Raw genomic sequence first — 13,138 nt, 5'->3', positions numbered from 1 at the left:
AGATTTAGGTGATTCCGTTTCAGGGTACTTTAGCGTAAAATCGAAACATAAGTACATAATTAGAACTAAAACGCAACAGGGGCATCTGTCAACGATGGAAAGTAAAAGCACTCAAAGTCAGCCAGATATGAAAAAACCTGAAATGCAAATGAGACGGATTACCAGTTATCAGGCACTGTGGAGACCCCTGGATAATAAAGGTCACTTTTGGTTTACCTATTTTGATGGCGATAGAGAACGCACGGAAGATTTAGATGCAGACAATTTCCGAATCATGCTCGATATCTTAGATACAGATAAGCCTATTTTCGGCGATCACTCCACATCTGCTGTTGCCGTACATTGGCCCGACAATGATATCCAGACTGGAGCATGGGCATAATTGGAACAGAGATAGGCAAGATGGGGGAGGTGAAAAAATGGAGAGTGTTGTGTAGGGGCGGGTTTTACAACTATCGTTTTTGACCTCTCCCAGATGCCACCAAACCCGCCCCGATTAAGTGCAAGCAAAAGAGATATCCTTTATCGCCCTCATTCCCTGATTTATCTGGGAATCCTGGAGCCATCTGCCATCTGCCTTGGGCAGTACCAACGTGTAAGTATTAAACCGGACATGATATGAAGCAGGTGGGATGAAACGAATTACCAGCTATCAGGCATTGTGGAAATCTCTGGAAAACAAAGGTCACTTTTGGTTTACTTATGCTGATGGTGAACAAGAACGCACCGCTGATTTAGATGCCAAGAACTTCCAGATGATTCTGGAAATGCTGGGAACCCAGAAGCCAATTTTCGCCGATCGCACCACCTCGACTGTGGAATTACACGGGGAGGTTTCCCAGAAACGCCTAACGGTTCTGCTGAAAGACGCGCCTTGAGGAGGGGAGATGGGGAAGATGAGGAAGCCATGTAGAGACGTAGCAGGCTACGTCTGGGAGATGGGGGAGATGAGGGAGATGGGAGAGATGAGGAAGCAAAGGACGTGAGGAAGCAAAGGACGAATGACAAAGGACAATCCTCACCCCTGATGACTGAGTGAGAGAACTCGATCTAACACAATTGTTAAGATATTTCACCAATGATGCCGTTCCCCTGAATAATGATATAAGAAGAATTTTTGGGGAGAGGTTATTATGGCTTACGTATGCGAGATAGGCACGGGCCACAGAGTTTACCTCGATAATCAAGGAACACAGACAGTTGTCACCACTCTCAGTGGTAGTCCAGGACAACAGCAACAAGCCAGTAACGGGTTTCAAACAGGAAACTGGACATCACCGCCGGAGGTATTCCGCACGCCTAACGGTGTGGTGTTAAAGATTTCTACAGCGCAAGGAGATCATTTTATCCAAGTGCAAGGAAGCAGCATGAGCGTAACCAGTGGAACTCCGTCTTTTGGTAGTTCTCAACAAATGCAAGTGCAGCAAGTCGATAGCACACCCGCTTCATCAACGCCTTCAATGGAACCGATGCAGCCGATGGAACCGATGAAGCCGATGGAACCGATGAAGCCGATGAATATGGGAGACATGCAAATGAACATGAACCCCATGGAAATGCGGATGGGCAATATGGAGATGCGGATGGGATCACCGAAGTCATCGTCGTCTTCAGCGCAAAGCAGCAAACGATTTTGCCCTCAATGCGGCTCATCCCTGACTCCTAGCGATCGCTTTTGTTCAAGTTGCGGATATCAGCTCAATTAAATCTGATCGTGGACAGCCGAACCTGTCACACCACAGATTTTAAATTTGTAGGTTGGGTTAAACTCATATTTTGCCATTTCCTAGGTTGGGTTGAACGAAGTGAAACCCAACACACTCTGGTTTAGACTTCCAAACCCTAATCCAACCTACGCCTTAACGTGTTAATCTAATTTTGCTAATCAGCTTACCGACTAGGCATTATCTTAAATTATCAATTAAGTAGGTTGGTGGTAGGTAGCCAAATTCAATTCCTAAACCCGCCCCTACACACCCTAACGAATGACATAAGACGTAGCTTGCTTCTCGCGCTCTTCGAGTATGACATAAGACGAATGACAAAAGGATGACCAATGCCGATTAAAGTTAGCCTAAATCATCAACTTGCTTATCACTTCCAGCGCCCCGTTATTCTTGGTCCTCACACCCTAGGATTACATCCATCCCCTCACTGTCGCACACCAATTCAAAGTTATTCTCTAACCATCCAGCCTCAAGAGCATAGTTTAACCTGGCAAAATGACCCCTACGGGAACCGCCTAGCCCGGTTGAATTTCCCCAAGCCTACCGATACTCTCGCGATTGAAGTCGATATTATTGCCCAACTGCAACCGATTAATCCCTTCAATTTCTTAGTTGAACAGTATGCTGAACGCTATCCCTTTAACTATGATCCCCAACTCCAAAAAGAACTGAGTCCCTTCCTCGAAATAAGCGAATCCGGAAAACTCTTATCTGATTGGGTAGAAGAAAATAGAAAAAATGACATCTATATTACCGGATTTTTAGGGGAAATTAATCAAAAACTTGCCCAGGATATTACTCATACCATACGCTTAGAAACCGGGATTCAATCCTGTGCAGAAACCTTGACCCAAAAAGTCGGTTCCTGTCGCGATACCGCCTGGTTACTGGTGCAAATATTACGACATTATGGTTTAGCGGCGCGATTTGTATCTGGCTATCTGATTCAACTCAAAGCAGACAATCCCCCTGTCGATGGACCCCCAGGTATCGAAGCCGATTGTGCCGATTTTCATGCTTGGGCAGAAGTCTATCTTCCCGGTGCCGGTTGGATTGGTTTAGATCCCACATCTGGCTACTTGGCGGCGGAAGGACATATTCCGCTTGTCTGTACTCCCAACCCAGAAACCGCTTCTCCGGTTAGGGGAACCAGTGAACCCTGTCAGTCTCAGTTAGAGTTTGCGGTGAAGGTGTCGCGTCATGAGAACATCGCCAGCCCCAGTAAACCTTATACGGAAACGCAATGGCAACAGATTGATAGTTTAGGCAAAGCTGTAGACGAAACGCTACAACGTGCAGGTGTGGGCTTAACCATGGGAGGTGAACCCACTTATGTCTCTATTGATGACTTTGAATCTCCCCAATGGCAAATTGCCGCCCTCGGTGACGAGAAACGCAAAATTGCCGGACAGTTACTCAAACGCTTAGAATCCCGGTTTTCTAAGGGCGGTGGATTACTACATTATGGGTTAGGAAAATGGTATCCGGGTGAGATTTTACCCCGATGGGCATTAGGATGCTACTGGCGCAGTGATGGTACTCCGATTTGGCAGAATCGAGAGTGGTATGCAGAAGAAGGGAAGGATTATGGACATACAGCGAAACAGGGGGAGATATTTATTCAGGCGTTAGCAAAGCATCTAGGTATTAATCCTGACTGTATTATTCCGGCGTATGAACATGAAGGAGACATTGGTGGGTATGTTTTACCAATATTACCTGTATTCAATGATGAGCAATTGTATTGGAGTACCTGTCATTGGCGATTTCCTGATGAGAGGTTGAATCTTCTGGTTGGCGACTCCCCCGCAGGGTTCCGTTTACCCCTGAATTCCATAGATTGGTCTGAGGAATTGGTACAGGAAGGAATTGTACCGTTGGACGCTAACCCAGCCATACCAAGTCCTGAATTTATTGATTCGCCCGATAATGCGATTCGTATTGCTTTAAGTGTAGAAGCTCGACAAGGAATTCTGCATATCTTTCTACCGCCTCTGACTTCAGCGCGAAGTTTCTTAGATTTAATCACTGCGATTGAACAAACCGCCATTAAGGTGAAAACCCCGGTGTTAATTGAAGGATATACGCCTCCTAGTAATGCGGGAATTGAAGGATTTCAAATTACGCCTGATCCGGGTGTGATTGAGGTAAATATTCATCCGGCAGGGAATTGGCAGGAATTAGTGGATATTACCACAATCCTGTATGAAGAGGCGCGGCTTTGTCGTTTGGGGACAGAAAAATATACCTTAGATGGACGGCGGGTGAGTACGGGGGGAGGTTCCCATATTACGATTGGCGGCAAAACTCCATTAGAGAGTCCTCTATTACGGCGTCCGGATTTATTAAGCAGTTTGATTCGTTATTGGCAAAATCATCCCAGTTTGTCCTATTTGTTTGCGGGGTTATTTGTGGGACCCACCAGTCAATCGCCCCGTGTGGATGAGGCGCGACATGAGAGTTTGTATGAGTTAGAGATTGCCTTTCAAACGTTACAACCGGGTGAGAAGGTAGCGCCGGAATTAGTAGACCGACTGTTACGAAATCTCTTAGTTGATGTAACGGGAAATACTCACCGCAGCGCTTTCTGTATTGATAAGCTGTATCCGGTGGAAAATTACCGCAATCAGTTGGGATTATTAGAATTTCGGGCGTTTGCCATGCCCCCTAATATGAGAATGAGTTTACTGCAAATGCTGCTAATTCGGGCGCTGGTGGCATGGTTTTGGGAGCATCCCTATACCCAAAAGTTAATTCGTTGGGGTACGATGTTGCACGATCGCTTTCTGTTACCGTACTACATCGGCGAGGATTTGCGGCAGGTAGTCAGCGAGTTACAGGAGGCGGGGTATCCGTTTAAATGGGAGTGGTTTGAGCCATTTTTTGAGTTCCGGTTCCCCCAGTATGGCGAGATTAGCCGAGAGGGAATAGAGTTAGAATTACGACACGCGATCGAACCCTGGCACGTTTTAGGGGAAGAAACGGGTACTGGTGGAACCGCTCGTTATGTGGATTCTTCTATGGAACGGATACAGGTAAGATTACGGGGAGCGATGGGACATTCGCCAAATCCAGATAATTTTTCCTCCCGTTATCAAGTGACTTGTAATGGTTATCTAGTGCCATTAAAGTCTACCGGTATACCGGGAGACTATGTAGGTGGGGTACGCTTCCGCGCCAGGGAATATGCGGCGTTATTGCATCCTTCAATTAATTCTCATTCCCCATTAGTCTTTGACATTGTAGATACCTGGACTCAACGCTCAATTGGGGGATGTCGCTATGACGTGAATCCTCCTAATGGTATAGTTTATGAGAAATTTCCCATCAATCATCGGGAAGCGGAGTCACGTATGTTGGAACGGTTTATTTCTCAGGATCATACACCGGGAATAATTTCGATTCCACCTTTATCATTGAGTCCGGAATATCCGTTGACATTAGATTTGCGACGGGTGAATTCGTTTCACAAAGAAACATAATTTGATAAAATCTTGTTTGTCGTAGGTGAGAGAAGCGCTTGTGAAAAGAGGACTAAAGTCCTCACTACAAACGATATCCTCACTCCCTTAATTTTTGTTCATTAGTTTCGAGTTGCTTCTCAACCAGATCAAGCGCATCCTTGGCTGTTAGATTCTGTTCTAGGATAGCCAGAATACCGGGTAGATATTGATCCATTGTCATGACATTGGTGTAGACAAGATTTTGCACCAGGGTAGGGGTGAGCCTATCTCGCTCAACATCTATGCTGGTTTTATAGCGAATTTCACCGTCGTCGAAATCGAGTTCAAAATTGCCGAGAATCATGCCATAGTTAGCGCGGGTGATAAATTCGGCAATGGTTGAGCGTTTATCTTCGGGAACAGCTTCAGGATATAGGGAGTAAAATACACATTGCTCTTCTGCTTCTCTTGCCTTAGCAAGGCAGTGCCACTGACCATTTTCACCCTGGAAGTTCATGTATAGGATGGGTTCATCTTCGTCTTCAACGAGGGGCCAATCATCAGTTTCAAAGAAGTTGAGCATGGCTTTGTAAATGAGTTGGTTCCCTGCACCGTCGGGATCAAGTTCCTCGCGAGCCGTTTTTGCCCAGTCTTGAAAAGTAGCTTTGATAGCATCAATGAATTCGCCAGTGGCGTCTTGAGTGATGACTTCAAATTCAGTATCTGCTAATTGTTCAAGGGATTTGGTAATTTCCTCAAGGGTTTCAGCCGAGGTATCTTCGCTGAGTTCGTTAAAGTCGGGCAGGTTTTCCTTCGCCCAGTTTTCCAGGTAATTGCGAAGGGTTTGTTGGAGTTCTTCTTCGGAAGGAGGATCTTGCATAGGAATGAATAGCGTAGCGATTGAGCCAGAAAAGCCAGATTTTGTCTCTTTTTGGGATGGTTTTTAGGATTCGCTAGGTTAATTCCCATACTCTTAACGTCGCGTCTTTAGACCATGTTATCAAGGTTTTGGCATTGACCATCTTTGCCCCTAAAATCTCTGCTTCATGTTCTGTTAATGTCTGCACACATTCACCAGAGTTCAAGTCCCAAAGGCTCATGGTTGTATGCCCCCAACTCAAAAAACGTGATGTTGAAAGTATAATACCTCCGTTCACTTCTGCGTCGAATTGGGTAACGCTTTCACCTGTCACCTTATCCCAAAGATGACAACGACCATCTAGCGATTGGGACAAGAGAAAGTTGGTAGATACGCGCCAGACATGTAATACAAAATTGTTGTGCTGTGCAAACACACATTTAGACTGTGTGGTTGAGGTATCCCAAATGCGTACTGTCCCATCACTTGACCAAGAGACAATGTCGCCGTTATCGAGGGCGAAGGCATTACGGATATCATTCTCATGTCCTCTGAGTGTCGCCTCGACTATTCCATCCTGTGTCCAAATCTTGAGGGTGCGATCATTCGACCAGGTCAGAATGCGATCATTAGGTAGTAAATGCCCCCCTTCGGGCGCATCCCCATGTTCCATTGCACTATGTACACATTCCCCAGTTTGCAAATCCCAGAACTCCAAGGCTATTGAGGGCCATGTAACAGCTACACCGCGATTTTGCAGTAAAAGAAAAGGACGTGCCATCGACGCCTGATAGTAACGAAAGCAGGCGTCTTTGAGTATTGAAATCGCCTGACCTGTAGAGATATCCCAGGAAATGAGGTTACCTTCAAGATCCCAAGAAACAACACAGTTGGGACACCAATAGGCAGTACCCATAAAGCTCAGTTCTGGTCTGATCACCTTCCGTTCAAGTGTGCCTGTTCTTGCTTCCCAAACACAAAGACTGCCGTCGTAAGCTGTAGAGGTAATCAGACCCTCAGGTAAGTTTAAAGCATGAGTGACTTGAGCATCGTGTCCATCCAGAACATGAGTTGGGGTTGAACTCTCAAGAGACCATATCCTGAGTGTAGTATCATCAGACCAGCTCAAAATATTACCTGAATCCAAGCTAATGATGCCACTAATTCTCTCTTCATGACCTCGTAGTATGTTTTTAGGCTTTAGCTTACCTGTACTCATAAGATATCCATTATCAGTCTTTACCTTCCTATTTGACTCGATCCTTTAGCTTTCGCCGGAGTAAGCCTAAGAATACTGCACGCTTCGTAGGATTTGTAATAAGTATATTGAGGGGATCTGTACTGGCATAGGTTGAGGAGGAGAGGTCACGCTCCAATGCGGAGATGAAATTGTTGATACGCTTATTTGTGATGTCTTTACGACCTGTAGTTGTAGTGGTCTGGAACTGTTTATCCATACCACGCGATGCTGCTGTAGCTCCTCCGGTTGGTGCTGTAGTTCCCGCCGCTCGTTGATTAAGTGATTGGGCAGCAAGGAATTTACCGTCATCGTCTCCAGCGGCGTTTCCTTCGCAAATTATGCACTGCTTTTGAAATTGACCTCCTGTTGCGATTCCTACCTTGGCTGACGTACTTTCCGCAAGACCTCGCATGTGCGAATAGAGCTGTGAATAGAACTGTGAGTTTGGCAATGCACTGAAGTTTGATGAACCAAGCACAATTTTTAATGCATCATTTATTTCTGCTTTAGCATGAGCGGCAGTTACCACATTATGTGGAGTCGTCACACCGGGCTGTGCTTGACAAGAGGCACAGGCAGTATTTCCGGAAAGACGCTGAACTTCGAGAAACGCTGGTCTCCCAGTATGTTTCTGCATTTTGAACATGAATTTATGGGAAACACCACCAACTACTGTGTCATTAACCACCTGTAGGGTGGGAACAATCTTCTGATCGGGATTACTTCGATTGGCATTGACCCGCCCAACAATAGCATCCACAAGCCTGTCAATTTCATCAATAACTTTGTATGTCTTCTTGAGTCCAGTGCTACGCTGAATTGCTTGGGCAAGATCATTGAAGTTGTTATCATGGTCATCTAATGTAATATTTGTCTCTAACTCTTCAACATTGGGCGAGATGGTCATCTTAGTCCTGATCTGTTGATCATTCTTGACCCCCTCGTATGCTTCGAGATTTACCGAAAACTTAATGCCTTTGATCCGCTTGTCAATCTTTTGCTGTCCCTGCTGTTCAAGTCGTTTGGCAAGGCGAATTTTGCGATCATAAGCAGATCGTAGGTCGCTATCGCCCCCCTTGTCAGATTGATTGAGCGTAGCCGCCGTATCCTGAAGAATTTGTCTGTGGAGCGATGAGTTGTTAATGCCAGCATAGTATTTCTTCCCACTAACATCTTTTGCAACCCACCCTTTGCCAGCCATGGCTTTGGCACGCTTGCCTTGCTTAGTTGCGATACTCTCGATCATCCACATTGAACCGCGTGTCAACAAGGTTGTTTTTATACTGGCACCAGACTTTCTCGCCGGAACTTGAGAAAGTTGTGACTTGACTACAGACTCCGGTTGAACCTGTTTTCGCGTCAATTTCTGTGTCTTCTTCCATCCTTGTTGAGCCACTTTTTGTGCGATAGGACGCAGCGCCTTGTCTTCGTCTTGGTCTTTCTTTTTATCTTGATTTCCTTTTTTGCCCTTCTTGCTCTTATCTTTCTTGCCTTTTTTACCCTTAAACCGCTTCATCAAACTCTTCGCCAAGCCCTTGAGCTTACCTGCCACCTTCCGTGCTGCCTTGGCAATCTTGACAATGATGAAGTTCGTAATAAAGTCCAGCAACACGATCGCGGCTGAAGCCAACAATGCCCCAAACTGAGGACCCGCCGCCCCTGTCTTAATCGCCTTCAAGAACTCGATGAAGCGTCCAAAGGCTTGAATAATCTGACTAACCGTGCCCCAAGCTGCCTGTAATCCCTGGATAATCGCCAATACTGCCCCAGCCGCAGGCACAATCATTGAGACAAGACGCTCCAGCAAAACCCCAATAATAATCGTCGGTAACGCCTGCTTAACCGCTGTCCAAGCCATCTTGCCAACCTCTGCCATGGCGATACCGCCTTGGGTCAAGATCTTCCAAACGGCTGCACCTAAACCGAGAACGGCTTCTAACTTTTGATTGAACCAGGTTTGTACCTGTTCTTTGAAGGCACTCCAGAGGTGATTGCGGATACCATCAGATACTGCTGCCCCTAAGTTACCAATCCATTGTCCGGGATTAGCGGCAATATCCTTCGCCAACACCGCAAAAGCACCCAAAGCTTTGGCAATCCCTTCACCCAACTTAATCGCCCCCATGACAACGCCTTCATAGACGCTGACGACGGCTAACATTCCTTTCTCAAGTAAACCTAGGGCGGCATCTAGGGCACCACCTAAAACATCCAAGGCTTTCTGAATTCCCTGATTCAGGTTTTCGGCTAGCTGATTAACTGTATCTTCTGCCTGCTGAACTTTTTTCTCGATCGCGCTACGCCATTTGTCTCGTAATCCGGGCCATTTGGCTAGAAGGGTATCGCCTAAAGCAATCAACGCATCTCCCACTCGACGGATGACTGCCACAATCCCTTGGCGTGCCTTTTCAATCGCGGCGGCGGCTAGCTTTTTAGCGGCTTCAATCGCTTTTCGCATCGCTGCACGAGCCGCTTCAAAGGCTTTTTTGATCGCTTTCTTAATCCCGTCAAAGAAGGCTTTTGCCTTACTCGCTAACCAGCCAAATAACCCACCTGACTCTTCTTCCCCTTTCTGCTTCTCCTCAGCCGCCTTTGCTTCACCCTTCTGACGCTCGGCTTCTGCCTCTGTTTCGCCCTTTTCGATTTCCTTGACAGCTTCGGCATCCCCTTCTGCTTGTTTCGTCTCAACCTCTTGCAGCCCTTCACTCACCAGTTTGTCGCCCTCTTGGCGCGACTGGCTGACTAAATCATCCTGTTCTTTGCTCCATTGACCTTGTAACTCAGCAACTTCGCCCTTTGCCTTTGTCCGCTCTTGGGCTTGTTGAGCGATATTATCTTTTTTGAGTTGTTCAACCTCTTGCTTGGCAGTGGCTTGCTCCTCTGCCACCTTAGTAGCATGGTCTTGTTTCTTCGCCGCTAAATCACTTTGAGCTTGAGCAGCAGCCGCTTGAATTTCGCCCCCTTTCTCTTGTTGAGCGAAGATAGATGCGGCATCTCCCATACCATCTCCCCCGGCTCCGGTTGCCAGGGCAGCTCCCGCTCCAGCAGCAGCGCCTGCGGCTCCCCCGCCAGCGCCTCCAGGAATCTGCGCTTTCAGGGATTTTTGCGGTATTGTTGGTTGAATGTTCTCTACGCCTGTGGGTTTAGCCAGTTCTTGCTGACCTTTGACTTGGGCTTCTGTTAAGCTGGTTTCCAATTCAGCCCGTTGTTCCTGGGCTTTTTGCGGATCAGCATTGCCCTCCAGCGCCAGTTTCGGCGGGAGTCCGGCGGACACTTGATTCGCCCCTGGATCACTGACTGGCAATCGCGTCACTGATGCCTTCATGTTGCTGATATCAGCATCTGACAGTTTGCCTTCTTCATTCCCCTGCACGGCTGGTGCTGGTGTAGATACCTGGGGCGGGGCTTTTTCTGGGGGTAAAGGTTTAGGTTCGGGGACGGGTTTTTCTTGACCCTCGGCTTTTTTGGCGACGGGTTTAGGTTTGTCGCCGCCTGAATCTGCTTTCACCACTGCCGATTTCCCTGTCCCCGCTAAGGTATCGGCGCTAGGCTGATTGGCGGCGAGTTCAGATTTTTGTTTGCCAACATCATTAGAAACGGCTGCGGTAACACCCCCTAACGCCGATACTAATTGGGCAGGGGGCAAGCCACTCACAGCACCGAGGGCAGCCGCCGGATCAGCTTGGGAAACATCCGGGGGTGCTGGGGGAGGTGCAGATTCTGCGATCGCACCACCGCCTCCACCGCCTCCAGTCGGGAGACTGCCTGTAGCGGGTTCTTCTGCTAGGGCGGCGAGAGCCACATCTTTTTCGGCGGATGAGAGTTGCTGACTTTCGGTATCTGTTTCTGGAGCCACTTCAGCCAATCGTTTCTCCATGGCATTGGCTTCAGCCTCTTCATCAACAGTCGCGGCTTCAACGTCACCCCCGCCAGCACTGGCTCCCACTGCGGCTCCGGCGCCACCACCTCCTCCGGCTGCGGCAGGACTACTGATGGCGGCTGCGGGAGCGGCAACACTATTTGTCTTCGTCTCAGGAGATTGGACTGAACCTGCATCAGGTTGGATGGCTAATTTCGGAGCCGCCTCTTGTCCCGATTTTTCTGGATTTGCCCCAGGCTGTGGAGTTGGGGTATCAGCCTGTGTTGAGCGTGTCGAGGTTGGGCTTTCGGTTGCGACTTCGGTTGGTGTCGTCTGATCGCTCTCAGAATTACCTGCCGTTAAGGGTGGGGTTCCCGTATCCGTAGATTTGCTCACCGCTTCTGGTTCTGGCTTGTCTAAGGGTGGCTCAGAAACGGCTTCATCTGCACCAGCTTTCTTCGCTTCAGAGGGTTGAGGATGAGGAACTCCCCCAGCATCGGGTAGCGGGGTTCTGTTGGGACTCGATGTAACTCCCTTGGCTGCGGCAGTATCACCCGGTTCTATTAATTGATCCGCTTCACTGGGTTTAAATGTCTGCGGTAAGGACGCAGATCTATTCGTTTTCAGCGATGTGAGCGGTTTTTTATTCCTGGCTACCTTGGCGGGTAAGTTAGCGAATTGCTTCGCTTTGGCTAAAGGATTGTTATGAGTCTCAATGACCGATGAGGATTGCTGATCACGGTCAACATTAGTGGAAAACTCAGGAATTTTCTCGGTTTCATCCTGGGATTCTGGAAATAGCTTTCGCCTTAGCTGCGCCTTCGTCTGAGGAGAAATGGTTTTGGCAACGCTGACAGATTTAGGTTGAATTGTCTCTGTCTTTGGTGGTGGAGTTGGCTGGTTTTTGTCTTCAGGTTCAGCAATTTCCTGGGGTTGAATCCCCTGATCTGAAATCGGTTGTGTGTCTGATTCCTGTAATCGTTGTACCACCGCTGCTTCTGGCGATGCCTCCTGCTCTTCTCGCTCAGAAACCTCTTCCGATTCTCCAGTCTCAGCTTGATCGAGTTGCTGATCCCGCCACAAATTCAACCGATTCTTTACCGGATCGACTCTCTGAATCGGTGGTGGATTCCACCCGCCAAACTGCCCTACTTTCGTCTGAATCGGTAACTGGGATCTTTCCGGTGCATAAGCTGGGATATTCGCCGCATTATAACCAAATTGCTCTGTCCCTTCCTTTTGTTCTTTTTGTTCTTGAATAGAATGGGTTTCCTGTTTTTGGGATAACCCTGGCTTCTGAGCGCCAAAGGGACGTGTCTGTAACGGATTGCCATGAGGTAGCTGGGCATTTCTTGTCGGGATGCCTTTCCCGAACCCCCGGGTTCGCAACGGATTGACTGGAGTGGTTTTAGGCTCCAAGGATGCTCTTTTGCGAACCTGCCGTCGGCTACTCATTGCCTACCTGGTATCAGTTGTTCTAAATTTTGCGTTTTTAGTTTAGCATTTTTTCTGCTTGCTAAATCAAATTAAACGTAACATAATGTGAAGTCTTGTTGAGTACAGTCGAGGTGATTATCGTCTGATTTTAACCTGAACCTATTATCAGGGTACGATAGTCGAAGTGTCCCTACCCATCTCAGGGATAATTGATTGGGTAGGGGTACGGCATTGCCGTACCCTATGATAGTTAGTGATAATCTCTCAACAAAAACTGAAATCGCCAAGCGATCGCCTCTTCCGCATACCCTCCCCAAAGCCTGTGAAGCCAAGCGATCGCGCCAGGGAATTACACCCAGGATTCAATCCACCATAATCTGTCGCCTCAATAGACTCATCATTTCTCCAGAAGCACCATAAGGAATCGGTGGACTCCATTCCCTCACCTCCGCAAACCGTAAGCGATGCAGCGTTTTGATAATGCTGTTAATCCCTTTACGGGAACCAATCACCATCACCTTAATAAATTCTTTCTGAGAAACCGGATCAGTAGAAGCCTGAATAGAAACCTCA

At 47.6% G+C, this 13,138-nt stretch carries 8 protein-coding genes; 4 read left to right on the top strand and 4 right to left on the bottom strand.

The annotated features are described in order from the left end of the window. The first annotated feature begins 127 nt into the window (after positions 1 to 127). From ACLFWI_RS15925 to ACLFWI_RS15910, 4 genes are all read left to right on the top strand, one after another. Entirely contained in the window at positions 128 to 382 is a 255-nt protein-coding gene (locus ACLFWI_RS15925) for a hypothetical protein (protein ID WP_446359448.1), read from the top strand. A gap of 250 nt (positions 383 to 632) precedes the next feature. Continuing rightward, positions 633 to 878: a hypothetical protein gene (locus tag ACLFWI_RS15920; protein ID WP_446407259.1), complete on the top strand. Its 246-nt coding sequence runs from the start codon at positions 633 to 635 to the stop codon at positions 876 to 878. Positions 879 to 1,133: 255 nt separating this feature from the next. Continuing rightward, complete coding sequence (locus ACLFWI_RS15915; RefSeq protein ID WP_446413730.1) at positions 1,134 to 1,706, top strand: zinc ribbon domain-containing protein; 573 nt, start codon at positions 1,134 to 1,136, stop codon at positions 1,704 to 1,706. A 350-nt stretch (positions 1,707 to 2,056) separates the two neighbouring features. Continuing rightward, positions 2,057 to 5,209, top strand: coding sequence for a transglutaminase family protein (locus tag ACLFWI_RS15910; protein WP_446413729.1), 3,153 nt, complete (start codon positions 2,057 to 2,059; stop codon positions 5,207 to 5,209). 79 nt (positions 5,210 to 5,288) lie between these two features. Here ACLFWI_RS15910 and ACLFWI_RS15905 read toward each other — a convergent pair whose 3' ends face one another. From ACLFWI_RS15905 to ACLFWI_RS15890, 4 genes are all read right to left on the bottom strand, one after another. Beyond that, positions 5,289 to 6,050 carry a YbjN domain-containing protein gene (locus tag ACLFWI_RS15905; protein WP_446413728.1) on the bottom strand — a complete coding sequence of 254 codons (762 nt, stop codon included), beginning with the start codon at positions 6,048 to 6,050 and terminating at the stop codon, positions 5,289 to 5,291. Between the two features lie 73 nt (positions 6,051 to 6,123). Then, positions 6,124 to 7,248, bottom strand: coding sequence for a WD40 repeat domain-containing protein (locus ACLFWI_RS15900; protein WP_446413727.1), 1,125 nt, complete (start codon positions 7,246 to 7,248; stop codon positions 6,124 to 6,126). A 28-nt stretch (positions 7,249 to 7,276) separates the two neighbouring features. Continuing rightward, positions 7,277 to 12,583, bottom strand: a complete 5,307-nt coding sequence (locus ACLFWI_RS15895; RefSeq protein ID WP_446413726.1) for a hypothetical protein — start codon at positions 12,581 to 12,583, stop codon at positions 7,277 to 7,279. A gap of 344 nt (positions 12,584 to 12,927) precedes the next feature. Beyond that, positions 12,928 to 13,138, bottom strand: a 211-nt coding sequence (locus tag ACLFWI_RS15890; RefSeq protein ID WP_446413725.1) for a hypothetical protein, incomplete at its 5' end; no start/stop codon positions are given.

Source organism: Coleofasciculus sp. (assembly GCF_046539235.1).
GTDB lineage: Bacteria > Cyanobacteriota > Cyanobacteriia > Cyanobacteriales > Coleofasciculaceae > Coleofasciculus.
Note: the sequence above shows the minus strand (reverse complement) of the source record. Positions and strands in the feature narration are given on the sequence as shown.